The organism is Stenotrophomonas sp. STEN087 (genome assembly GCF_056759115.1).
The window spans coordinates 38,185-60,677 of record NZ_JBRRCR010000008.1; the positions used below are offsets into that span (position 1 = coordinate 38,185).

Consider the following 22,493-nt stretch of genomic DNA (forward strand, 5'->3'; position numbering starts at 1 on the left):
GAACGGGGCGCACATATTCAATCGCACCGGATGCGACGGACCTGGTGTAAGCGGACACCAGCGCCGGACCGGGCTGCATTCAGAAAACCCCTTTATTTAAGTGTTACGCGATGGTGGGCGTGTGTTCGCGCTCCACCTGCGGGCCTCCGCGCATCGCAGACCAACATGCTGCGTGCCAAGCGGCATCGCAACGCCAGGATGCGCCGAACTGCGCAAGTATCGGAACGTGTCGGCACGCGGCGGAGGCACGCCTGCAGGGTCGACATGCGCGTCGCGAGCCGGCCTTTTTTCATGGGCCATTTATCCGGACCGCGACACACTCATTCAGCTTGTTCTACCGTATAGCCCTACGGCCCCACTCCACCGCCTGCGAACCGACTCCCATGCGACCGCTTCCCACCCTGCTCACGCTCGCAATCGCTGCTGCCTTTGGCGGCTTCGTCGCCACCGGCATCAACGCCCATCTGGACAACCGCGCCGATGCGGCGCCGCTGCCCGCCGCGCTGCCGACCAGTGCCGCGTTGCCGGCTGCGGTGGCCGGGCAGGCCGTGCCGTCGCTTGCGCCGATGCTGGAAAAGGCCATGCCGGCCGTGGTCAGCGTCAACACCAAACAGGTGGTGCGGGTCCGCAATCCGTTCTTCAACGACCCGTTCTTCCGCCGCCTGTTCCCCGACGTGCCGCAGGAACGCATCAATGAATCCCTCGGTTCGGGCGTCATCATCGACGCCAGCGAAGGCCTGGTGCTGACCAACCACCACGTCATCGACAACGCCGACGACGTGCAGGTGACCCTGGCCGACGGGCGCACGGTGAAGGCCGAGTTCCTCGGCTCGGACCGCGATACCGACATCGCCCTGATCCGCATCCCGGCGCAGAACCTCACCGACATCAAGCTCGGCAACAGCGACCAGCTGCGGGTGGGCGACTTCGTCGTGGCCATCGGCAACCCGTTCGGTTTCAGCCAGACGGTGACCTCGGGCATCGTCTCGGCGGTGGGCCGCACCGGCATCCGCGGCCTCGGCTACCAGAACTTCATCCAGACCGATGCGTCGATCAACCCGGGCAATTCCGGCGGTGCGCTGGTCAACCTGCAGGGCCAGCTGGTCGGCATCAATACCGCCAGCTTCAATCCGCAGGGCAGCATGGCCGGCAACATCGGCCTGGGCCTGGCCATTCCTTCCAACCTGGCGCGCAGCGTGGTCGACCAGCTGGTCAAGCATGGCGTGGTGGTGCGCGGCACGCTGGGCGTGGAAGCGCAGAACCTGAGCGCGCAGATCGCCCAGGGCCTGGGCCTGGGTGAAACGCGTGGCGCGCTGATCACCCGCGTGCTGGCCGGTTCGGCCGCCGCTGCCGCCGGGCTGAAGCCGGGCGACGTGGTGGTTTCGGCCAATGGCCAGCGCGTGGACAGCGCCGAAGCCCTGCACAACGTGGAAGGCCTGGCGGCAGTCGGCAGCATGCTGGCGCTGGATGTGCGCCGCGAAGGCAAGGCGGTGCAGGTCAAGGCCACGCTGAAGGAACAGGCACGCTCGGTGACCGGCGACAGCCTGGACCCGCGCCTGACCGGCGCCACCTTCACCGACCTGCCCGAGTCGCTGCGCCAGTCCGGCGTGGGCGGCGTGCTGGTCAGCGAGGTCAAGCGCGGCAGCCGCGCGGCCAGCAATGGCCTGCAGCAGGGCGACATCATCAGCGAGGCCACGGTGGGCGAATTCGCCGACCTGGCCAGCTGGCGTGCCAACTTCCAGCAGCGCCCGGCCAACCTGGTGCTGCGCATCCTGCGCAACAATGGGCAGCAGCAGGGCCAGCTGGTGATGCGCTGATCGCCCCGCCGTAACACCCCCTATACCCGGCCGATGCTATTGCTGTACGCCCCATCGGCCGAACCCTTCGTTCGTCCCCCCATCGCAACAGGAGTGATTCGATGAGCCCCACCAATACCGAGAACCTGAAGGAACACCTGGGTGAAGCCGGTTCCCACCTGAAGCAGGCCGCCAGTGCTGCCGGCGGTGCGATCAAGGGTGCAACCGGCGCCGCCGGTGACGAACTGCGCATCGGCAAGGCCAACGTCAAGGCCGAACTGTCCGACAGCGCGCTGTCCGGCCTGGCGGCTGCAGAATTCGGTGGTGCCGCTGCCAAGGAACAGGTCGATGCACTGATGGACAAGGGCAAGGACCTGGTCGACAGCGCCGCCGAGCTGATCCGTGAGCGCCCGCTGGCGTCGTTCGGCGTGGCCTTCGCCGCCGGCTGGCTGATCGCCAAGCTGGCCAGCAGCAGCGACAAGTAAGCTGCGGCGTGAGCGAAGAGACCACGCAAGCACCCGATCCGGCGGCCACCCCGCCGCTGGACGAGAGCATCCGCCAGGTCGGCGCGGCAGGTAAGGCCGCCGCCGATTCGGCGAAGAATTCGCTGCGTACGCTGCGGCGGTTGGCTTCGGCCGACTTCGCCCTGGCCCGCAGCGCATTCGGCCGCGCCCTGGCCTGGGCCGGGGTCGGCATCGTGTTCGGTGCCTCGGCCTGGCTGCTGATGGCCGCCACCCTCATCGCCCTGCTGCAGAGCTGGGGCCTGAGCTGGCTGCAGGCCCTGCTGATCACCTCGCTGCTCAGCCTGGCCGTCACCGGCTACGCCATCTGGCGGGTGTCCTACTTCTTCCACCACACCGGCATGCACGCCACGCGGCGCCAGTTGTCGAAGTTGGGCCTGTTCGACGAGCCCAGCGAAGACGACCCCGATGCCGAGGTGCAGATTCCGGAGGGCAAGCCATGAAGTTCGGCGCGCTGCAGCGGCGGGTCAAGCGCTGCGAACAGGTGATGGCCGTACGCATGGCCGAAACCGAGGACAACTGGACCGTGCTCAGCCAGGTCTGGCGGCAGGCCTGGTCGCCACTGCGCATCATCACCGTCGGCCTGGCCGGCGGTTTCCTTGCCGGCAAGCTGGAAGTACCGGGCAAGGTCAACGGCGCACGCTGGCTGCAGATGATCGGTTCGGTATCCAACCTGTTTGCCAGCGGCCAGGCGGCATTTGCCGCGGCGATGGCCGCGCACGCGGCCGATACGGCGGATGAAGCTGCCGACCAGGCCGATGAAGCCGCCGAGCAGATGGCCCCGCAGGCCGCTGCCCGCCCGGCCCCGCGACCGGCAGCCGCCCCCGAACCGGAACTGCGCGAACCGCAGCCGGCCGAAGCGGCCACCGACGTCTCCGAACGTTGACTCGACACACCCGCCGCGTTGATCGCGGCGGGCTGATAATGGGCCTCCCTTCCCGGTCGGTGCGTCGATGAGCGAGTCCCTGCTGTCCCCTGTGGCCCCCGAACCGGAAAGCAAGACACCGCTGCCGCCGCCCTCGCGCCCGCGCGGGCCGATGTCGCTGGTGGTGCTGGCCACCCTGGCCGTTGCCTTCACCCTGTGGGCCGCGCAGGACATCATCCTGCCGGTGCTGCTGGCGATGTTCTTCGCCCTGGTCGGCAACCCGATCCTGCGCTTCCTGCGCCGGCTGTGGATCCCGCGCGCGATCGGTGCGCTGCTGATCCTCGGCACCGGCCTGGGGGTGACCGCCTCGCTCGGTGTGCAGCTGATCGGCCCGGCGATGGACTGGGCACAGGAAGCACCGCAGCAGCTGCGCAAGGTCGCCCGCCAGGTGCAGGATCTGACCAAGCCGGTGCAGCAGGCCAACCAGGCGGCGGAAAACTTCGCGCGCGTCGCCGGTGGCGAGAGCAGCCGCAGGATCCAGGTCATCCGCACGCAGCTGGACGACCCTTATCGTGTGCTGACCCGGGCGCCGAAGCTGGCCGCCTCGGTACTGGCGGTGGTGCTGCTCACCCTGTTCTTCATGATCTATGGCGAGAGCCTGCAGCGCGCGGCCATCGCCCTGTTCCCCAACCGCCAGCAGCAGCGCTTCACCACCGACATCCTGCGTTCGATCGAACGCGAGGTCTCCCGTTACGTGCTCACCATCAGCGTCATCAACACGCTGGTGGGGCTGGTGTTTGCCGGCGTGCTGATGCTGCTCGGCATCGGCCTGCAGGAGGCGCTGCTGTGGGGCACGGTGGCCGCGCTGCTGAATTTCGCGCCGTACGTGGGCCCGCTGATCGGCGTGGCGATGATGCTGCTGATGGGCTTCGTCGAGTTCCGCGATCCGCTGCAGGCCCTGCTGCCGGCCGCCGCTTATCTCGCCCTGCATACGCTGGAAGGGCAGCTGGTGACCCCGATCGTGCTGGGCCGGCAGATGAAGCTGTCGCCGCTGGTGCTGATCCTGGCCCTGATGGTGTTCGGCTGGGCATGGGGCATGGTCGGCCTGCTGCTGTCGGTGCCGCTGCTGGTCTGCATCAAGCTGGTGCTGGCGCGTCTGGAGGGCATGCAGGGCTGGGCGCGGCTGCTGGAATGAAAGCCCCGACGGGCAGGCGTAGAATGGCCGGGTGAAATTTCCAGTCCAAGCCATCACCCTCGACCTCGACGACACGCTGTGGCCGTTCGCGCCGATCGGCGCCCGCATCGACGTGGTCCTGCACGAATGGATGTGCGAGCACAGCCCCGCCACCGCTGCCATGTACCCGGTGGCGGCGATGCGCGAACTGCGAGAGCGCTCCTTCCGCGACAACCCGCAGCTGCACTTCGACCTGAGCGCGCTGCGCCGGCTGACGATCCAGGAGGCGCTGCAGAACAGCGGCGCCAGCCTGGACCTGCTGGAGCCGGCCTACGAAGTGTTCTATGCCGCGCGCAACCAGGTCGAGTACTACCCCGACGCACTGGAGGCCCTGGCGCGCATCGCCGCGCGGGTACCGGTGGCGGCGCTGAGCAACGGCAACGCCGACCTGGAACGGATCGGCCTGTCGCATCTTTTCGCCTTCCAGCTGGGCGCGCGCGAACATGGCGCGGCCAAGCCGGAGCCCAGCATCTTCCATGCCGCCTGCGACCGCCTGGGCGTGGCGCCGGCGCAGGTGCTGCACGTGGGCGACCATATCGAGATGGACGTGGCCGGGGCGATCACCGCCGGCCTGCGCGGCTGCTGGATCAACCGCGACGCTGCCACCTGGACCCATCCGCAGCTGCAGCCGGACCTGCAGTTCGACACCCTTACCGGCCTGGCCGACTGGTTGGACGCCAACCTCGATGCCGCCGACGAACACCGGAGTAACTGACGCATGAGCGAGATCACCGGCTTCACCGCCACCGCCACCGCCGCACTGCCGCTGCACGTGCTGGACCGCGAGCAGTACGCCAGCTGGAAGGCCGCGCAGCCGGCCGCCCAGCAGGCATGGCTGGACGCACAGGGCTTCACCGCCGCCGGCCACAGCGTGGCCCTGCTGCCGGGCGCGGACGGCCTGGCCGGTGCGGTGATCGGGGTCGGCGACCGTGCCGATGCGTACGCCTATGCGCATGCCCCGCACGCCCTGCCCGAAGGCAGCGTGTGGCAGCTGTCCACCGAGCTGCCGGCCGCCGAACAGGCGCTGCTGCAGCTGGGCTGGGGCCTGGGCAGCTACCGCTTCGACCGTTACCGCAAGCGCAACCGTGCACCGGCACAGCTGCTGGCCAGCCCGACGGCGGAAGTGGCCGACCTGATCGCCGCCAGCCTGCGCGTGCGCGACTGGGTCAACACCCCGACCGAAGACATGGGCCCGCAGCAGCTGGAAGACGCCGCGCGTGCGCTGGCTGACGCCCACGGCGCGCAGGTCGAAGCGATCACCGGCGACGAACTGCTGAAGCAGAACTTCCCGGCCATCCACGCGGTGGGCCGTGCCTCGCACCGTGCACCGCGCCTGATCGTGTTGCGCTGGGGCAAGGACAGCGACCCGGCGCTGGCGCTGGTCGGCAAGGGCGTGTGCTTCGATACCGGCGGCCTGGACATCAAGCCGGCCGACGGCATGCGCAACATGAAGAAGGACATGGGCGGTGCCGCCCACGCGCTGGCCCTGGCCGGGCTGGTGATGGCCCAGCAGCTGCCGGTGCGCCTGACCCTGCTGATTTCGGCGGTGGAAAATGCGATCGGCCCCGATGCCTTCCGCCCCGGCGAGATCATCGCCACGCGCAAGGGACTGAGCGTCGAGATCGACAACACCGACGCCGAAGGCCGCCTGGTCCTGTGCGACGCGCTGACCTTCGCCGGCGAGCAGAAGCCCGACCTGGTGCTGGACTTCGCCACCCTGACCGGTGCCGCCCGCATTGCGCTGGGCCCGGACCTGCCGGCCCTGTTCAGCAACGACGACACCGTGGCCCAGCAGTGGCTGCAGGCCGGCGATGAAACCCGCGACCCGGTGTGGCGCATGCCGCTGTGGCGCCCGTACCTGCGTTACCTGAGCAGCGGCGTGGCCGACCTGGCCAATGCCGGCTCGCGCATGGCCGGCTCGGTGACCGCCGCGCTGTACCTGGAGCGTTTCCTGGAGAACGACCAGCGCTGGGCGCACCTGGACGTGTATGCCTGGAACGACGGCGAGCGCCCGGGCCGTCCGGCCGGTGGCGAGGCCCTGGCCCTGCGTTCGGCCTGGGCGATGCTGAAGGCGCGTTACGCCTGATGGAGCCGCCGGGCCCTGCCCGGCGCTGCCCTGCCGGGGCCGGCAAATCTGACGAAAAATTGAATTTCCGCCCCGGCCGGGTTCTGCGAGGATGTGCGGGTCGACCACCCACACGATCCGTGAAGGCAGGAACCCGACCATGTCGCTCTTCCGCTACACCCGCGCCGGCCAGCAGCCCGGCGCACCGCGCGCGCATTCCCCGTTGCCCTGGATCGCCCTGATCGCCCTGATCCTGGGCGGCGCGGCGCTGGCCTTCGCCTGGCTGGCCGGCTGGATCGGCAACCGCCTCACCGCGCAGCGTTTCACCGACACCATCGAAGCCACCGGCCCGGCCCATCCGGGCTTCCGCCGTGCACACAGCAAGGGCATCTGCGTGAGCGGCTGGTTCGAACCCAGCGCGCAGGCGCCCACCCTGTCCAGCACGCGGGTGTTCTCGCAGGCGCGCGTGCCGGTGATGGGCCGCCTGTCGATCGGTGGCGGCGACCCGTACGGCGCCGACAACACCGCGCGCGTGCGCAGCATGGCGGTGCAGATGGTCAGCGACGATGGCCAGGAATGGCGCATGGCGATGAACAGCTTCCCGTTCTTCGCCGTGCCCGACGCCGAGGCCTTCTACGAGCAGACCCGCGCCTCCATTCCCGACCCGGCCACCGGCAAGCCCGACCCGCAGAAGATGGCTGCCGTGCTGGCGAAGTACCCCAGCGCGCAGGCCTTCCAGCAATGGGCGAAGACCGCGCCGTGGACCAGCAGCTGGGCCGATACCACCTACAACAGCGTCAACAGTTTCTGGTTCACCAACGCGCAGGGACAGAAGCGCGCGGTGCGCTGGCGCTGGCAGCCGCTGGCGCCGGTGGTGGAGATGGATGCGGAGACGCGCAAGCAGGCCAGCGTCGATTTCCTCAGCCAGGAACTGCAGCAGCGCCTGGCCAAGGGCCCGGTGCAGTGGAACCTGGTGGTCAGCACCGCCGCGCCCGGCGATGCCATCGACGATCCGTCGACGCCGTGGCCCGACTCGCGCGAGCAGGTGGTGGCCGGCGTGCTCAGCCTGGACCGCATGCAGTCGCAGGAGGAAGGCGCCTGCGGCCAGGTCAACTTCGACCCGTTGATCCTGCCCAGCGGTGTGCGTGGCAGTGACGACCCGATCCTGGCCGCACGCTCGGCCGTGTACTCGCAGTCCTTCAACCGCCGCGAACGCGAACGCGCCGCTGGCAACGTCGAACAACCGAAGAAGGAGGCCGCACGATGAGTACCGGCAACGGCCACTTCAACCTGCTCGCTCGCATCCTGCACTGGACCATGGCAGTGATGATCCTGGCCATGCTGTTCGTCGGCGTGACCATGGTCGCCTCGCTGCACCTGCGGCCGATGCTGATCGACCTGCACCGCCCGCTGGGCATCGCCATCCTCGTGCTGGTGCTGCTGCGGCTGTACAACCGCCTGCGCCACCGCCCGCCACCGCTGCCGGCCGACCTGCCGGCGTGGCAGGTGCTGGCGGCGAACGCATCGCACTGGATGCTGTACGGGCTGATGCTGGCGATGCCGCTGATCGGCTGGGCGATGCTGTCGGCCGGCGGCTACCCGATCACCCTGTGGGGCGGCCTGCATCTGCCGCCGATCGTGCCGCACACCCCGGCGCTGTATGCCGCCCTGCGCAACGCGCACAGCCTGCTGGCGTATGTGTTGTTCGCCACGGTGCTGATGCACGTGGGCGCGGCGCTGTTCCACCTGTGGGTGCGCCGCGATGGCGTGTTCCAGGCGATGGCGCGCGGGAAGGATTGAGCAACGCCTCGAGTCGGTAGCGCCGGGCCACGCCCGGCGGATCGTTTCGTCGCACGTGCAGGCGAAGATCAAGGGCGGCCGCTTCGCTCGCCGGGCATGGCCCGGCGCTACAACCAGCCCTTCTGCCGCGCCAGCCGGTACGCCTCGATGCGGTTGGCCACGCCCAGCTTGCCGATGCACTCGGACAGGTAATTGCGCACCGTGCCGTGCGACAGCCCCAGCTGCTCGGCGATCTCGCTGGCCGTGCGGCCCTCGCCTGCCAGGCGCAGCACGCGGCGCTCGCGATCGGTCAGTGGATCGGCCTGCGACCACGCGTCCATCGCCAGCTGCGGGTCGATCGCGCGGATGCCCTGCTGCACCTTGCGCAGCGCTTCGGCCAGGTTCTCCGCCGGCGCATCCTTCAACAGATAACCCAGCACCCCCGCTTCCAGCGCGCGGCGCAGGAAACCGGCGCGGGCGAAGGTGGTCACGATGACGACCTTGATCGGCAGTTCGTGGCGGGCGATGCGCTGGGCCAGCTCGAGACCGGTCAGGCCGGGCATCTCGATGTCGGTCACCAGGATGTCCGGCTGCAGCTGCTGCAGCATGCGCCAGGCGGTTTCGCCGTCGGCGGCACTGCCCAGCACCTCGATGTCCGGCTCCAGGCCCAGCAGCGCCGACAGCGCGCCGCGCACCATGGCCTGGTCCTCGGCCAGCAGGATGCGGATCATGCCGCACCGTCCTGTGCCAGCGAGGCCGGCGGGACCGGAGTGGTGGCCGCTGCCAGCGGCACGCGCACGCTCAACACGGTGCCCTCGCCCCTGGCCGACTGCACCTGCAGCTGGCCGCCCAGCGCGGCCACGCGCTCGCGCATGCCGCACAGGCCATTGCCTTCGGCCTGCAGGCCGCCCCGTCCATCATCGCGTATCTGCATCACCAGCTGCCGTCCTTCCTGCATGAATTCCACCCGCGCCTGGGTCGCCTGCGCATGGCGCACGATATTGGTGGCCGCCTCGCGCAGCACCAGGGCCAGGCCGCGCTCTACCTCCACCGGCATCGGTGGCGGCACCGTGTAATGCAGGTGCACCTGCTGGCATTCCAGCAGCAGCCGCGCCGAGGCCAGCTCGCCGGCCAGATCGCTGGCACGGATGCCGGTGACCGCACTGCGCACCTGCGCCAGTGCCTCGCGGGCGATGGCCTCGGCCTCGCCGATCTCCTGCCGCGCACGCGCGTCATCGCGGTCGTACAGCTTGCGCGCCAGTTCCAGCTTCAACGTGATCAGCGACAGCGTGTGGCCGAGCAGATCGTGCAGGTCACGGCCGATGCGCTCGCGCTCGGCGGTGGTCGCCAGCCGCCGCACTTCCTCCTGCGACAGCTGCAGGGCCACATCGCGCTGCTGGCTCAACGCCTCCACGTTCACCACCAGGCCGACGATGAAGGACACCGCCGGCATCCATACCAGCGCCTGCCACGGGTAGCCGAAGTACAACGCGGCCGAGCAGAACACGGTGTTCAACCCGGTCAGCTGCAGCAGGTACATCCACCAGCCGCTGCGCCCGCTCATGCGCATCAGCACGCAGCCGAACACGAAGTAGCTCAGGCCGGATGGGTACCAGGGCAGCAGCACCAGCGACAGCGCGACCATCGCCAGTGCATAGCGCGGGCCGTGGTGGCGCGGCGCCAGCATCACCCGTGCATACAGGAACAGGAACAGCGGATAGCTGGCCAGGGTGAGGAACAACCAGCGCAGGGTGAAGCCATTGCCCAGCGCGGGCGTCAGGAAGATCCACACCGACCACAGCAGGTGGATCGCCCCGCTCCATGGTGATTTGCCGCGCCGCAACTGGTCGGCCACGGCCGAATCCGGCGCGGGGCGCAGCAGGGAGGCAAGCCAGCTCGACGACACGGGCGGATCCAGGCGGGGACGTTCGCTGCCGATCATGCCAGTTCAGCCGACCCGGCGCAGGCGGCGACGCGCCAGCAGCAGTGCCACCACGGTCACGCCCAGCAGCACCAGCAGATGCCCGGCGAGGCTGCCTGCCGCGGGCAGCCCGACCACCGGCAGCGCCAGCTGCGCCAGGTGCCAGGTCGGCCACAGCGGCGCCATCGTCGAGAACAGCTTCGGCAGCGCCGACAGCGGCAGCCACAGGCCGGAGAGCAGGGCCAGCGGCAGGTAGACCAGGTTGACCATCGCAGGTGCCGCACTGGCACTGACATGGCTGCCGATCAGCAGGCCGATGGCGCCCAGCGGCAGGGCCGCCAGTGCGGCCACGGCCAGCAGCTGCAGGATCTGCTGCACCTGCAGATGCACGCCGCCCAGGGTGCTGGCCGCGGTGACCAGCAGGCCGGCCACCAGCAGCGCGAACATCACCGCCATCGCCAGCCGTGCCAGCAACGGTGCCGCCGCCGGCATCGGCAGCGCGCGCTTCAGGGTCAGCAGGCCGCCTTCGCGGTCCAGTGCCAGCTGCACGCCGAAGCCGAACAGGGCCGGCGCCATCGCGCCGAACACGCAGTAGGTGGCCAGCAGATACAGCGGCGCGTGGCCACGCCCCAGCAGCACGCCGAACAACAGGTAGAACAGCACCGGGAACAGCAGCGAGGGCACCGCGAAGGCCGGCGTGCGCCAGGCCCGGCGCAGCTCGGCCTGCAGCTCGGCGATGTAGGGGCGCAGGGCGGCACGCACGGAGGCGCGCGGCGCAGCGTGGGTACGGGTCACGGTGTTCATGCGGCCTCCCGGGTCATGTCGAGGAAGGCGTCGGCCAGTGCCGCGCCCTGTACTTCCAGTTCCTGCAGTCGTGCATCAGCGGCCAGCAGGCGCGCCACCACCGGCTCGGCCGGGCTGGCCAGCAGCTGCAGGTGCGCACCGTCGCGCTGCACCTGCTGCACGCCCGGCCAGTGCTGCACGTCTTCCACCGCGAGGCTGCTGCGGCAGCGGATGCGCCGCGGCCGGTCGGCCAGGCGCAGCTCGGCCAGCGGCGCATCGGCCAGCACGCGGCCCTGTTCCAGCACCACCACCTGCTGCGCCAAGGCTTCGGCCTCCTCCAGGTAATGGGTGGTCAGCAGCACGCCGCAGCCTTCGGCCACCAGCTGCCGGATCGCCTGCCACATCACCTGCCGCGCCTGGATGTCCAGGCCGGTGGTGGGCTCATCCAGGAACAGCACGCGCGGGCGCCCACACAGCGCGATGGCGAACTGCACCGTGCGCTGCTGGCCACCGGACAGCTGCCCATAGCGGCGGCGGGCCAGCTCCTGCAGGCCGGCGCGCTGCAGGACCTCGGCCAGCGGCATCGGATCGGGATAGCAGGCGCTGGCCTGCGCCACCAGTTCATCCACCTGCAGCATCGGCGGCAGGCTGGTGCTCTGCAGCATCACGCCCAGGCCCACGCGGCTGGCGCGCTGCTGCGGATCACCACCGAGCAGCTCGACCTGCCCGGCATCGGCGCGGCGCAGGCCCAGCAGCACGCTGATCGCGGTACTCTTGCCAGCACCGTTGCGGCCCAGCAGGGCCAGGACCTGGCCGGCACGCACCTGCAGGTCGATGCCCTGCAGTGCGGCATGGCCGGCGTAATGCACCTGCACCTGGTGCAGGCGGGCCAGCGGGGCCGTAGTGGGAGCTGCGGTCGGATCCATGGGTGCGGTACCGGTAGCGGGGACGTTGCCATCCTGTGCCGCCCCGGTCACGTTTCGCAGTGGCCGCCGTCAGCTACATCGGGTGACAGCTGTCACTGCCATCCCGCCCCGTGCCACCTGCATGCTGTGCCACACGCTTTGCCACCGGAACCGCTGCTGTCGCCCTTCCGGCCACTCCGCCCGAACGCCTGTGATGGAATGCAATGAACGCTTCTGCCGAGCTGTTGAAGGAACTCCGTATCGACCGCAAGAGCCCGCCGCCGTCCTCCGGGGATGGCCCGGGCGGCCGCCGCTGGCTGTGGATCGCGTTGGTGGTGATCGTGCTGCTGTTGGCCGGCGGTGCCTTCTTCCTGTTCGGCCGCGAGCCGACGGTGGAGGTGGAAACCGCACCGGCAGTAGCGATCCAGCAGGGCAATGCCAGCAGCTCGGTACTCGATGCCAGCGGCTACGTGGTGGCCCGGCGCATGGCCACGGTGTCGGCCAAGATCACCGGCAAGGTGCGCGAAGTGATGATCGAGGAAGGCATGCGGGTAGAGGCCGGCCAGGTCATGGCCACGCTGGACCCGATCGATGCCGATGCACAGCGCAGCCTCTCCGCCTCGCAGGTGCAGGCCGCACGTGCACAGGTGGCCGGCCTGCAGGCGCAGCAGCGCCAGGCCGCCGCCGAAGCCAGCCGCCTGCAGGCGCTGGTCGGCCAGCAGCTGGTCTCGCGTTCGCAGTACGACCAGGCCGTGGCCCAGCGTGACAGCCTCCGCGCACAGCTCGATACCGCGCAGCGCAACGTCAAGGTGGCCAGCGACCAGCTCGCCATCGCCGACCTCGGCGTGGACAACAACATCGTGCGCGCGCCGTTCTCCGGCGTGGTCACCGCCAAGGCCGCGCAGCCGGGCGAGATCGTCTCGCCGCTGTCGGCCGGTGGCGGCTTCACCCGTACCGGCATCGGCACCATCGTCGACATGGAGTCGCTGGAGATCGAAGTGGAAGTGGGCGAAGCCTTCATCGGCCGCGTGCAGCCGAAGATGCCGGTGGAAGCCACGCTCAACGCCTACCCGGGGTGGAAGATTCCCGGCGAGGTGATCGCCATCATCCCCACCGCCGACCGCGGCAAGGCCACGGTGAAGGTGCGCGTGGCGCTGAAGGTGAAGGACCCGCGCATCGTGCCGGAGATGGGCGTGCGGGTCAGTTTCCTGGAACAGGCGCAGCCGCAGGCCACCGCCAGCAAGCCGCAGGGCGTGCGCGTGCCGGCCACGGCGGTGATCGAGCGCGACGGTGCCAGCGTGGCCTTCGTGCTGGGCGATGCCGACCGCGTGCAGCAGCGCGCCGTGCAGGCCGGCCAGGCGATGGGCAAGGACCGCCAGCTGCTGAAGGGCGTGAGTGCGGGTGAAAGCGTGGTGGTCAGCCCACCGGACACCCTGCGCGATGGCGCCAGGGTTCGACTGAAACAAGCGCAGTAACGGCCTGGCGCCCGCGTGGCGCCGCCGGCAGCACCGTTCGATGCATGCCCTCCGGCCCGTGGCCGGCGCGCGTTCCCGTGTCCCACCCTTCGTGGAGAACCCCGATGTCGACCCTGGTTTCACTGCGCAACATCACCAAGACCTACCAACGCGGCCCGGAAAAAGTGCAGGTGCTGCACGGCATCGACCTGGACATCGCCAGCGGCGACTTCGTCGCGCTGATGGGCCCGTCCGGTTCGGGCAAGACCACCCTGCTCAACCTGATCGGCGGCCTGGACAACCCCAGTGACGGCGAGATCAGCATCGAAGGCGAGCGCATCGACCAGATGAGCGGCGGCCAGCTCTCGACCTGGCGCAGCCACCACGTCGGCTTCGTGTTCCAGTTCTACAACCTGATGCCGATGCTGACCGCGCAGAAGAACGTGGAGCTGCCGCTGCTGCTGACCCACCTCAGCGCCGCACAGCGCAGGCGCAATGCCGAGATCGCGCTGACCCTGGTCGGCCTGGCCGACCGCCGCAGCCACCGCCCCAACGAACTGTCCGGCGGCCAGCAGCAGCGCGTGGCGATTGCCCGAGCCATCGTCTCCGACCCGACCTTCCTGATCTGCGACGAACCGACCGGCGACCTCGACCGGCAGTCGGCCGAGGAGATCCTGGGCCTGCTGCAGCAGCTCAACCGCGAACACGGCAAGACCATCATCATGGTCACCCATGACCCGAAGGCCGCCGAGTACGCTACCCACACGGTGCACCTGGACAAGGGCGAGCTGGCCGACGCCCCGCTGGCCCACTGACGGAGGCCCCGGCGATGAAATACTTTTCCCTGGTCTGGGCCCAGCTGTTCCGCAGCCGCACCCGGACCCTGCTGACCCTGCTTTCGGTGGTCGCGGCGTTCCTGCTGTTCGGCATGCTCGATTCGGTACGCGTGGCGTTCAACTCCGGCGGCAGCGTGGAAGGTGCCAACCGCCTGGTCACCGCCTCGCGCCTGTCGATCACCCAGTCGCTGCCGATCCGCCTGGAAACGCAGATCCGCCAGGTCGACGGCGTGCGCGACGTGGCCTATGGCATGTGGTTCGGCGGCATCTACCAGGACCCGAAGAACTTCTTCCCGAACTTCTCGGTGTCGCCCAACTACTTCGACGTCTACCGCGAACTGCAGATCGACCCGGCGCAGCTGGAAGACTGGAAGCAGACCCGCACCGGCGCCATCGTCGGCGAGACCCTGGCCAACCAGTTCGGCTGGAAGATCGGAGACACCATTCCGCTGCAGGCCACGATCTTCCCGCGCGGCGGCAGCAATGACTGGCCGCTGGAACTGAAAGGCATCTTCCGCTCGAAGGACCGCGCGCAGGCAAGCAACGAAGAACGCCAGCTGATGATGAACTGGAAATACTTCGACGAATCCAACGATTACATCAAGAACCAGGTGAGCTGGTACACGATCACCCTGGACAACCCCGACCATGCCTCGCGGGTCGCGCAGGCCATCGATGCGATCTCGGCCAACTCCGACCACGAGACCAAGACCCAGACCGAATCGGCGTTCCAGCAGGCCTTCGTCAAGCAGTTCGCGGATATCGGCATGATCGTCACCTCGATCATGGGCGCGGTGTTCTTCACCCTGCTGCTGCTGACCGGCAACACCATGGCGCAGGCCGTGCGCGAGCGCATTCCCGAGCTGGCCACGCTGAAGACGCTGGGCTTCAAGGACAGCACCGTGCTGACGCTGGTGATGGTCGAGTCGGTGCTGCTGATCGGCCTCGGCGGCCTGATCGGCATGGGCTTGGCCGCGCTGGTGCTGCCGGCGATCGCACCGAAGAGCATGGGCATGCTGCCACCGCACGTACCCACCCCCACCTGGCTGGTGGGCATCGGCCTGATCGTGGTGATCGGCGTCGTGGTCGGGCTGCTGCCCGCGCTGCGCGCCAAGCGCCTGAAGATCGTCGATGCGCTGGCCGGCCGCTGAGGAGGATTCCCGATGAACAGGATCAAGAAGTGGTTGGGCAATGCACTGACCGTGCTGCTGCTGGCGGTGGGCCTGGTGCTGTGGATCGGCCTGCCGTGGGTCGGTGTGCTGGCCGTGGCGGTGCTGGTGGCGCTGTGGCTGCTGCTGACCCGCAGCGGGCGACTGGCGCTGGCGGCCACCCGTATCGGCATCGCCAGCCTGCCGCAGCGCTGGGGTGCCTCCTCGGTGATCGTGGTGGGCATTGCCGGCGTGGTCGGCGTGCTGGTGGCGATGCTGGCCATGGGCGAGGGCTTCCAGGCCACGCTCAACAACACCGGCGATGACACCACCGCCATCGTGCTGCGTGGCGGTTCGCAGGCCGAGACCAATTCGGTCATCACCCGCGAGCAGGTGCCAATGCTGTCCACCCTGCCCGGCATCAGCCGCGATAGCGAAGGCCGGCCGCTGCTGTCACCGGAGCTGTCACAGGTGGTGAACCTCGTGTCCAAGGCCGACGGTACCGACGTCAACGCGCAGTTCCGCGGCGTCGGCCCACAGGCGTGGGCGGTGCATGACAAGGTGAAGATCATGCAGGGGCGCAAGTTCGGCACCGGCCTGCGCGAGATCGTGGTCGGCCAGGGCGCGCAGGGACAGTTCCGCGATCTGGACGTCGGCAAGACACTGACCCTGGGCAACCAAGCCTGGACCGTGGTCGGCGTGTTCGCCTCGGGTGATGCGCACGATTCGGAAATGTGGACCGATGCCGATACGCTGGCCTCCACCTACCAGCGCAGTGCGTGGCAGTCGATCAGCGTGCGCACCGATGGCAAGCCTGGCTTCGAACAGTTCAAGGCGGCCGTGGCGGCCGATCCGCGCCTGAAGCTGGACGTCGAAACCACGCGCGCGTACTACAGCAAGCAGGGCGGTGGCCTGACCAAGCTGATCGACATCCTTGGAAAGGTGATCGGCACGATCATGGCGGTGGGCGCGGTGTTCGGTGCGCTCAACACGATGTACGCCGCAGTCGCGACGCGTGCACGCGAGATCGCCACCATGCGCGCGATCGGGTTCCGCGGCCTGCCGGTGGTGACCGCAGTGATGCTGGAAACCATGCTGCTGGCCTTGCTGGGCGGATTGCTGGGCTGTGCGGTGGCCTGGCTGCTGTTCAACGGTTACAGCGTGTCCACCATCGGCAGCAATTTCAGCGCGGTGGTGTTCAAGTTCCATGTGTCGCCGGAGCTGCTGTGGAATGGGCTGAAGTGGGCACTGGGCATCGGCCTGGTCGGTGGCCTGTTCCCGGCACTGCGCGCCGCGCGCCTGCCGATCACCACGGCGTTGCGCGAGACCTGACCAACGCGCCGGTGTGTGGAGTGATGGATCTGGAGGGCGAAGCGGCGGCTTCGCCCTTTCTTTGTGGGCACGTCATCCACGCATGGCGTGGATCTACTGATGTGGCGTCATCCACGCATGGCGTGGATCTACTGATGTGGCGTCATCCACGCACGGCGTGGATGAACGTTCGCACTCCGTGCATTACAGATCGCGCGACTACCGCCGTTATCGATGCCTCTGCGCATCGAAAACACCTCGCGCGTGACGCTGCGCACAGCACCCCTGTGGATTGTTGGTTGCGATTCATGTTCGGCGCGATGTAACACGCAGGGACAAACGGTTACGAATGAAAACACTCTAGAATCCCGCCCCCCACGTTGGTTTGCAGTACCCCACGCGCCCATAGAACGGGCGCATGTTTTTTTCTGAAACACGAGATTTCACGGATGTCCCTGAAGACCACCCCGCTGCGCAACGCGATCGTCATCGCGCTGGCCGCCAGCTGCACCACCCCCGCCTTCGCACAGGATGCGGGCGACAACACCACCAACCTCGACCGCATCGAAATCACCGGCTCGCGCATCCGCCAGGCCAGTGTCGAGACCGCCCAGCCGGTGGTCGCGCTCAACCGCGCCGAGATCGAGAAGAAGGGCTACGTCAACGTCGCCGACATCCTGCAGGACGTGACCGCTGCCGGTTCGCCGAGCATGAGCCGCGCTTCGTCGCTGACCTCCTCGCGCGACTTCGGTGGCATGTATGTCAGCCTGCGCAACCTGGGCCCGGAACGCAGCCTGGTGCTGATCGACGGCCGCCGCATGGGCGTCAGCGCCGGTGGCTATTCCGACCTCGCTTCGATTCCCTCGGCCATCGTCGAGCGCGTGGAAGTGCTGACCGACGGTGCGTCGGCGCTGTACGGCTCGGACGCCATCGCCGGTGTGGTCAACATCATCACCCGCAAGAATTTCGACGGTGGCGAAGCCAGCGTCTACGTCGGCCAGTACGGCGAAGGTGACGGCCAGAAGCGCTCCTACAGCGCCACCTTCGGCAAGACCTTCGACCGCGGCTGGTTCAGCGTGGGTGCCGAGCGCACCAAGGAAGACGAAGTGATGGGCGGCGCGCGTGAGTTCACCCGCTACGTCAACGGCCCGCGTCATCCGAACGATGGCCTCAACGGCACCACGCCGTGGGGCAGCGTCACCGTCGGCGGCAAGCCGGTGACTGTCGGCCCGGGCGGTGACCCGACCGATGCAGCCAACTTCCACACGCTGAATCCGGCCGATGGTGCCAACACCAAGACCAACATGAGCCTGCTGACCGGCCTGGAGCGCACTTCGGTGTTCGCCAACGGTGGCTTCTCGATCACCGACAACCTGCGCATCGTCGCCGATGCCCTGTACAGCAAGCGCGAATCGAGCAAGCACCTGGCCGGTTACCCGTACTCGGTGACTGCCGCACAGGCGCGCAGCGGCACCCGCGCCGCCCTGTCCAAGGACAGCGCATTCAACCTGTGGGGCCAGGACGTGCTGTTCTCGCACCGCACCGAAGAAATGCTGCGTGGCACCGAGAACAACATGGAGACCAAGCGCGGCAGCCTGGGTCTGGAAGGCAGCTTCGACACCGGTTCGCGCTACTGGGACTGGAACGTCAACTACACCTACAACCGCAATGAAGGCGAGCGCATCGGCACGGGCAGCATGTACCAGCCCAACGTCAACCAGGCCGTCGGCCCGTCCTTCATCAAGGATGGCGTGGCGTACTGCGGCACGCCGGATGCGGTGATTGCCGGCTGCGTGCCGTGGAATCCGGCCGCGCCGATGGGCTACACCGGCCCGGGCTCGCTGAGCAACCAGGACGTGCAGGACTACCTGTTCGCCCGCTTCGTGGACAAGAGCCAGACCACCACCAAGGTGGCCAGCGCCAACATCTCCGGCTCGCTGTTCACCCTGCCGGCCGGCGACGTGCTGACCGCGATGGGCTTCGAGCACCGTACCGAAGAAGCACGCTACACCCCGGACCTGATGGTGCAGAACGGCCAGATCGCCGGCACCAGCGGCAAGCCGACCCAGGGCGACTACTCGCTGAGCGAGGTCTACCTGGAACTGCAGGTGCCGCTGCTGGCCGACATGGCGTTCGCCCGTGAGCTGTCGCTGGACGTGGCCGGTCGTTACTCGGATTACAACAACTTCGGTTCGACCACCAACAGCAAGTTCGGCGTGAAGTGGAAGCCGATCGACAGCCTGCTGGTGCGCGCCACCTACGGCACCGGCTTCCGTGCGCCGACCGTGGACGATCTGTACGGCGGCACCGTCAGCAGCCGTGACTCGTTCACCGACCCGTGCGATACCTCGTTCGGCACCGCCGCCACCAGCGCCGCGGTTGCCGCACGCTGCAAGGCCCTGAACGTGCCGGCCAACTTCCGCCAGCTCAACAGCGACGGCAGCGTGGCCAGCAAGCCGGGCCAGCAGGCCACCACCGATTTCAACTCGGGTTCCAACCCGGAGCTGAAGCCGGAAACCGCCAAGACCTGGACCGTCGGCCTGGTCTACAGCCCGGACTTCGTGCAGGGCCTGGACGTCAGCCTGGACTGGTGGAAGATCCGCATCAACAACGCCATCGTCGGCGAGTCGGCCACCAGCATCCTGGAACAGTGCTACGTGCAGGGTTCGGACGCGGCCTGCGGTCGCTTCACCCGCGGCAGCAACGGCCAGGTCAACGCGCTGGACCGCTCGCTGGTCAACGCCGGCTACCGCGAAACCGCCGGCTATGACATCAGCGCGCGCTACCGCCTGCCGGAAACCACGTTCGGCAAGTTCGCCGTCACCTGGAACACCACCTACACCGACTACCTGGAGCAGCGTAACGACAACGCCGTCACCACGCCGGTGGAACAGCTGACCAGCTGGGGCGGCAACTTCCGCGTGCGCTCGACCTTCAACCTGGACTGGCAGTACGGCAACCTGGGCATTGGCTGGACCGCGCGTTACTACTCCAGCATGAAGGAGAAGTGCTCCTACATGGACGAGTGCAACCTGCCGGACTTCAGCTCGGCCTACACCGATGCCTCGCCGACCAACAAGGTGGGCTCGAACACCTTCCACGACCTGCAGGTGCGTTACAGCCTGCCGTGGAATGGCACCGTGTCGCTGGGCCTGAACAACGTGTTCGACCACCAGGGTCCGGTGATGTACAGCCAGCCGAACAGCAGCTTCGTCTACTACGGCGGCTTCGACATCGGTCGTTTCATGTACATGAAGTACCAGCAGCGCTTCTAAGCCTGCACCCGCGTTCCCGTTCCGGCCAACTCTCTCCTGGCCGGAGATGGAAGCAGAACGGCGCCCCTCGGGGCGCCGTTCTTTTTTTGCCGGAACCGGGGTCGGATCCCTTCGCAACGCGAAGGGCTCTGACCCCTTTTCTCAGCTCAGCCCGGGGGTCAGAGCCCTCCGCGTTGCGGCGGGATCCGCCCCCTCGCCGCCCGCATCGCCCGCACGTTCTCGCCGACGAACAGCACCAGCCCGGCCCAGATCACCGCAAAACCAATCGCCTTGCCGGTATCGAACGCTTCGTGGAAGAAGAACACGCCCAGCAGCAGCTGCAGGCTCGGCGCGATGTACTGCAGGATGCCGACCAGCGACAGCGGAATGCGCTTCACCCCGTAGGCGAAGCCGATCAGCGGCACGGCGGTGACCACGCCACCGAACACCAGCAGCAGATCGTTGCGCCAGCCCCAGCCGTGGAAGAACGCGCCGCCATGGCCGCTCTCGGCCCACACCGCAAACGCCAGCGCGGGCAGGAACAGATACAGGCTCTCCACGCCCAGCCCGGCCACCGGATCGACCGACACCAGCTTGCGCAGCAGCCCGTACAGGCCGAACGAACACGCCAGGCCCAGCGCGATCCACGGCGGCGTGCCAGCATCGATGGTCAGCCAGGCCACGCCCACCGCGGCCATTGCCACCGCGATCCACTGCACGCGGCGCAGGCGCTCCTTCAGTACCAGCACGCCCAGCAACACATTCACCAGCGGATTGATGAAGTAGCCCAGGCTGGTTTCGATCACATGCCCGGCGTTGACCGCCCAGATGTACAGGCCCCAGTTGAAGGCAATGGTCAGGCTGGATACCGCCAGGATCGGCAGCGCGCGCGGCTGCGCGGCGATCTTCCGCCACCAGCCCAGGCGCGCGGTCAGCAGCAGCCACGCCACCACCAGCACCGTGGACCAGATGATGCGGTGGGCGATGATCTGGAACGACGGCACCTCGTTGAGCAGATGCCAGTACACCGGCACCAGCCCCCACAGCACGAAGGTGGACGCGGTAACCCATAGACCGCGGCGTTGTTCCTTCTCGTCCATGCTCACTTCTTCCAGGTCCTTGCCATGGTCAGCACCACCACGCCCAGCAGGATGACCGCCATCGCCAGGAAATCGCGCCAGCCGAACTGCTCGCCATTCAGTGCCGCGCCCAGCAGCACCGCGATGACCGGATTGACGTAGGCATAGCTGCCGGCCAGCGCCGGGCGCACGTTGTGCAGCAGCCAGACATAGGCGGTGAACGCCACGATGGAACCGAACACGCACAGGTAGGCCATGGCCAGCAGGCCGCCGGTATCGGGCAGCGTAGTCGGGCGCTCGCCCACCGCCAGGCCGATCAGCACCAGCAGCACGCCACCGCAGATCATCTGCCCGGCGGCGGTCATGAACGGACCCGGCAGGTCCAGGCCACGCGCCCACACCGAACCGAATGCCCAGCCGACCGGTGCGATCAGCAGCAGCACCAGCCCGGTGGGCGACGCCGTGAGGCTGCTGCCGGCATTGAGCCAGACCACGCCGATGAAACCGACCGCGATGCCCAGCCATTCGCCGCGGCTGGCGTGCTGGCCGCGAAACGCGGAGAACAGCGCCATCCACAACGGCACCGAAGCCACAGCCGTTGCGGCCAGGCCGGAGGACACTTCGCGCTCGGCGAGCACCACCATGCCGTTGCCCAGCACCAGCATGGTCACGCCCATGATGACCAGGTTGCGCCACTGCCGCAGGCTCGGCCGCGGCATCTTCCAGAACAGGCGCAGGGCCAGGTACATCAGGCCGCCGGCGATGATGAAGCGGCTGCCGGAGACCATGGTGAGCGGCAGCGCGCCGCCGTGCAGGGCCTTGGCGATGCCCAGGTAGGTCGAGCCCCAGACCACGTAGACCAGCAGCAAGGCCAGCGCGACAAGGCCACCCCGGGGGGCAGCCGCAGAAGGAACAGGGGAAGCCGACATGACGCACCAGCAGGCAGGGGAAAAGGGATTCTAGAAGGTTCGGGTGACGGAAATAACCCCGGTTCCCGAACTGGATCTGCGACCCCACGGCCCAGTCAGAGTTTCTGGCACCACCGGTGGGCTGAAGCCCTAGCGGCCTCTTCCCTTGGGAGCGGAATTCACAGGCAAAGCATGACGCTTTCTACCGAAGCTCCAGTAACTGGGATCCACGTCATGAATCCCTGCTTCGCGATCATTGAAAACGGATCTGCCCAGCATGAGTTGGGCCACCGATCTGAAAAGGAGAAACCAATGGATGGCATTCCGCTCCCCCTCACCCCAGCCGTGGGATTGGCTGGCACTTCAATGCTCTGCTCACCGATTGAACCAGTCACGATTGCCGTCGCAATCGTCATCGCCGTTCTCCCCGTATAAGGAACACAGACATGAAACCCACCGCACTGCCGAGGCAGAAACTCCCGGTTGGTATGCATGGTTCATGCATCCTGATCGAGACGACGGGAGCTGGTTGCGCCGCAGTTGGCGTCGTTGTCGGCATCCTGATCAATCGTGGCATTCATCCGGTCTGACGTGAATCGGCGGTGGGCTGGATACCCGGCCCACCGCATTGGAG

The 22,493-nt window shown here is 68.0% G+C and carries 21 protein-coding genes; 15 read left to right on the plus strand and 6 right to left on the minus strand.

The window, feature by feature from the left end:
- Nucleotides 1-383 precede the first annotated feature (383 nt).
- From ACVOK1_RS03725 to ACVOK1_RS03765, 9 genes are all read left to right on the plus strand, one after another.
- Entirely contained in the window at nucleotides 384-1,817 is a 1,434-nt protein-coding gene (locus ACVOK1_RS03725) for a Do family serine endopeptidase (RefSeq protein WP_481561156.1), read from the plus strand.
- 101 nt (nucleotides 1,818-1,918) lie between these two features.
- On the plus strand, nucleotides 1,919-2,281 hold the full coding sequence (locus tag ACVOK1_RS03730; RefSeq protein ID WP_108763771.1) for a hypothetical protein: 363 nt from the start codon (nucleotides 1,919-1,921) through the stop codon (nucleotides 2,279-2,281).
- Between the two features lie 8 nt (nucleotides 2,282-2,289).
- Nucleotides 2,290-2,760 carry a phage holin family protein gene (locus ACVOK1_RS03735; protein WP_313144378.1) on the plus strand — a complete coding sequence of 157 codons (471 nt, stop codon included), beginning with the start codon at nucleotides 2,290-2,292 and terminating at the stop codon, nucleotides 2,758-2,760.
- Nucleotides 2,757-3,203 carry a protein sip-5 gene (locus ACVOK1_RS03740; RefSeq protein WP_481561157.1) on the plus strand — a complete coding sequence of 149 codons (447 nt, stop codon included), beginning with the start codon at nucleotides 2,757-2,759 and terminating at the stop codon, nucleotides 3,201-3,203. The genes ACVOK1_RS03735 and ACVOK1_RS03740 overlap by 4 nt, the downstream gene beginning before the upstream one ends.
- Before the next feature lie 67 nt (nucleotides 3,204-3,270).
- Complete coding sequence (locus ACVOK1_RS03745; protein WP_481561158.1) at nucleotides 3,271-4,377, plus strand: AI-2E family transporter; 1,107 nt, start codon at nucleotides 3,271-3,273, stop codon at nucleotides 4,375-4,377.
- A gap of 31 nt (nucleotides 4,378-4,408) precedes the next feature.
- Complete coding sequence (locus ACVOK1_RS03750; protein WP_108767453.1) at nucleotides 4,409-5,131, plus strand: HAD family hydrolase; 723 nt, start codon at nucleotides 4,409-4,411, stop codon at nucleotides 5,129-5,131.
- Nucleotides 5,132-5,134: 3 nt separating this feature from the next.
- Entirely contained in the window at nucleotides 5,135-6,502 is a 1,368-nt protein-coding gene (locus tag ACVOK1_RS03755) for a leucyl aminopeptidase family protein (RefSeq protein WP_481561159.1), read from the plus strand.
- Nucleotides 6,503-6,641: 139 nt separating this feature from the next.
- The gene (locus tag ACVOK1_RS03760; protein WP_481561160.1) at nucleotides 6,642-7,748 is read left to right on the plus strand and encodes a catalase family peroxidase; all 1,107 of its coding nucleotides are present in this window, start codon (nucleotides 6,642-6,644) and stop codon (nucleotides 7,746-7,748) included.
- Nucleotides 7,745-8,281, plus strand: a complete 537-nt coding sequence (locus tag ACVOK1_RS03765; protein WP_481561161.1) for a cytochrome b — start codon at nucleotides 7,745-7,747, stop codon at nucleotides 8,279-8,281. The genes ACVOK1_RS03760 and ACVOK1_RS03765 overlap by 4 nt, the downstream gene beginning before the upstream one ends.
- Nucleotides 8,282-8,388: 107 nt before the next feature.
- On the opposite strand, the gene ACVOK1_RS03770 is transcribed toward ACVOK1_RS03765, so the two are convergent.
- Genes ACVOK1_RS03770 through ACVOK1_RS03785 form a run of 4 tightly spaced genes read right to left on the minus strand, consistent with a single transcriptional unit; the run spans nucleotide 8,389 to nucleotide 11,890 of the window.
- Nucleotides 8,389-8,991 (minus strand): response regulator transcription factor, encoded by a 603-nt coding sequence (locus tag ACVOK1_RS03770; protein WP_164073676.1) that lies wholly within the window; start codon nucleotides 8,989-8,991, stop codon nucleotides 8,389-8,391.
- A complete protein-coding gene (locus ACVOK1_RS03775) occupies nucleotides 8,988-10,202 on the minus strand; it encodes a sensor histidine kinase (RefSeq protein ID WP_481561163.1) in 1,215 nt (404 codons plus the stop codon). The genes ACVOK1_RS03770 and ACVOK1_RS03775 overlap by 4 nt, the downstream gene beginning before the upstream one ends.
- A 6-nt stretch (nucleotides 10,203-10,208) precedes the next feature.
- The gene (locus ACVOK1_RS03780) at nucleotides 10,209-10,985 is read right to left on the minus strand and encodes an ABC transporter permease (RefSeq protein ID WP_481561164.1); all 777 of its coding nucleotides are present in this window, start codon (nucleotides 10,983-10,985) and stop codon (nucleotides 10,209-10,211) included.
- Nucleotides 10,982-11,890, minus strand: coding sequence for an ABC transporter ATP-binding protein (locus ACVOK1_RS03785; RefSeq protein ID WP_481561165.1), 909 nt, complete (start codon nucleotides 11,888-11,890; stop codon nucleotides 10,982-10,984). Before ACVOK1_RS03785 ends, ACVOK1_RS03780 begins: the two co-directional genes overlap by 4 nt.
- Before the next feature lie 203 nt (nucleotides 11,891-12,093).
- Here ACVOK1_RS03785 and ACVOK1_RS03790 point away from each other — a divergent pair, with 203 nt between their 5' ends.
- The 5 genes from ACVOK1_RS03790 (at nucleotide 12,094) to ACVOK1_RS03810 (ending at nucleotide 19,893) form a co-directional block, all read left to right on the plus strand.
- Nucleotides 12,094-13,344 carry an efflux RND transporter periplasmic adaptor subunit gene (locus ACVOK1_RS03790; protein WP_481561166.1) on the plus strand — a complete coding sequence of 417 codons (1,251 nt, stop codon included), beginning with the start codon at nucleotides 12,094-12,096 and terminating at the stop codon, nucleotides 13,342-13,344.
- Nucleotides 13,345-13,448: 104 nt separating this feature from the next.
- Entirely contained in the window at nucleotides 13,449-14,138 is a 690-nt protein-coding gene (locus ACVOK1_RS03795; RefSeq protein ID WP_481561167.1) for an ABC transporter ATP-binding protein, read from the plus strand.
- A 14-nt stretch (nucleotides 14,139-14,152) separates the two neighbouring features.
- Nucleotides 14,153-15,310: an ABC transporter permease gene (locus ACVOK1_RS03800; protein WP_406233416.1), complete on the plus strand. Its 1,158-nt coding sequence runs from the start codon at nucleotides 14,153-14,155 to the stop codon at nucleotides 15,308-15,310.
- A 12-nt stretch (nucleotides 15,311-15,322) separates the two neighbouring features.
- Nucleotides 15,323-16,639, plus strand: coding sequence for an ABC transporter permease (locus tag ACVOK1_RS03805; protein ID WP_481561168.1), 1,317 nt, complete (start codon nucleotides 15,323-15,325; stop codon nucleotides 16,637-16,639).
- A gap of 428 nt (nucleotides 16,640-17,067) precedes the next feature.
- Nucleotides 17,068-19,893: a TonB-dependent receptor plug domain-containing protein gene (locus tag ACVOK1_RS03810; protein ID WP_481561169.1), complete on the plus strand. Its 2,826-nt coding sequence runs from the start codon at nucleotides 17,068-17,070 to the stop codon at nucleotides 19,891-19,893.
- Nucleotides 19,894-20,051: 158 nt separating this feature from the next.
- Here the strand turns inward: ACVOK1_RS03810 and rarD are convergent, their stop codons facing one another.
- Together rarD and yedA are read right to left on the minus strand one after the other, a co-directional pair.
- Nucleotides 20,052-20,978, minus strand: a complete 927-nt coding sequence (gene rarD / locus ACVOK1_RS03815) for an EamA family transporter RarD (RefSeq protein WP_406233421.1) — start codon at nucleotides 20,976-20,978, stop codon at nucleotides 20,052-20,054.
- Nucleotides 20,975-21,880 carry a drug/metabolite exporter YedA gene (yedA, locus tag ACVOK1_RS03820; protein ID WP_108767440.1) on the minus strand — a complete coding sequence of 302 codons (906 nt, stop codon included), beginning with the start codon at nucleotides 21,878-21,880 and terminating at the stop codon, nucleotides 20,975-20,977. Before yedA ends, rarD begins: the two co-directional genes overlap by 4 nt.
- 425 nt (nucleotides 21,881-22,305) lie before the next feature.
- Between yedA and ACVOK1_RS03825 the strand changes: the two genes are divergently transcribed.
- Nucleotides 22,306-22,449, plus strand: a complete 144-nt coding sequence (locus ACVOK1_RS03825; RefSeq protein WP_159094730.1) for a hypothetical protein — start codon at nucleotides 22,306-22,308, stop codon at nucleotides 22,447-22,449.
- The last annotated feature ends 44 nt before the right edge of the window (nucleotides 22,450-22,493 follow it).

Bases quoted from the DNA above. Each gene is read 5' to 3' on its own strand.
- ACVOK1_RS03790 (WP_481561166.1), top strand. From the start codon at position 12,094: ATGAACGCTTCTGCCGAGCTGTTGAAGGAACTCCGTATCGACCGCAAG.
- ACVOK1_RS03775 (WP_481561163.1), bottom strand. From the start codon at position 10,202: ATGATCGGCAGCGAACGTCCCCGCCTGGATCCGCCCGTGTCGTCGAGC.
- ACVOK1_RS03745 (WP_481561158.1), top strand. From the start codon at position 3,271: ATGAGCGAGTCCCTGCTGTCCCCTGTGGCCCCCGAACCGGAAAGCAAG.
- ACVOK1_RS03805 (WP_481561168.1), top strand. From the start codon at position 15,323: ATGAACAGGATCAAGAAGTGGTTGGGCAATGCACTGACCGTGCTGCTG.
- ACVOK1_RS03825 (WP_159094730.1), top strand. From the start codon at position 22,306: ATGAAACCCACCGCACTGCCGAGGCAGAAACTCCCGGTTGGTATGCAT.
- ACVOK1_RS03765 (WP_481561161.1), top strand. From the start codon at position 7,745: ATGAGTACCGGCAACGGCCACTTCAACCTGCTCGCTCGCATCCTGCAC.
- ACVOK1_RS03810 (WP_481561169.1), top strand. From the start codon at position 17,068: ATGTCCCTGAAGACCACCCCGCTGCGCAACGCGATCGTCATCGCGCTG.
- ACVOK1_RS03740 (WP_481561157.1), top strand. From the start codon at position 2,757: ATGAAGTTCGGCGCGCTGCAGCGGCGGGTCAAGCGCTGCGAACAGGTG.
- ACVOK1_RS03730 (WP_108763771.1), top strand. From the start codon at position 1,919: ATGAGCCCCACCAATACCGAGAACCTGAAGGAACACCTGGGTGAAGCC.
- ACVOK1_RS03725 (WP_481561156.1), top strand. From the start codon at position 384: ATGCGACCGCTTCCCACCCTGCTCACGCTCGCAATCGCTGCTGCCTTT.
- ACVOK1_RS03795 (WP_481561167.1), top strand. From the start codon at position 13,449: ATGTCGACCCTGGTTTCACTGCGCAACATCACCAAGACCTACCAACGC.
- yedA (WP_108767440.1), bottom strand. From the start codon at position 21,880: ATGTCGGCTTCCCCTGTTCCTTCTGCGGCTGCCCCCCGGGGTGGCCTT.
- ACVOK1_RS03800 (WP_406233416.1), top strand. From the start codon at position 14,153: ATGAAATACTTTTCCCTGGTCTGGGCCCAGCTGTTCCGCAGCCGCACC.
- ACVOK1_RS03755 (WP_481561159.1), top strand. From the start codon at position 5,135: ATGAGCGAGATCACCGGCTTCACCGCCACCGCCACCGCCGCACTGCCG.
- ACVOK1_RS03770 (WP_164073676.1), bottom strand. From the start codon at position 8,991: ATGATCCGCATCCTGCTGGCCGAGGACCAGGCCATGGTGCGCGGCGCG.
- ACVOK1_RS03780 (WP_481561164.1), bottom strand. From the start codon at position 10,985: ATGAACACCGTGACCCGTACCCACGCTGCGCCGCGCGCCTCCGTGCGT.
- ACVOK1_RS03760 (WP_481561160.1), top strand. From the start codon at position 6,642: ATGTCGCTCTTCCGCTACACCCGCGCCGGCCAGCAGCCCGGCGCACCG.
- ACVOK1_RS03785 (WP_481561165.1), bottom strand. From the start codon at position 11,890: ATGGATCCGACCGCAGCTCCCACTACGGCCCCGCTGGCCCGCCTGCAC.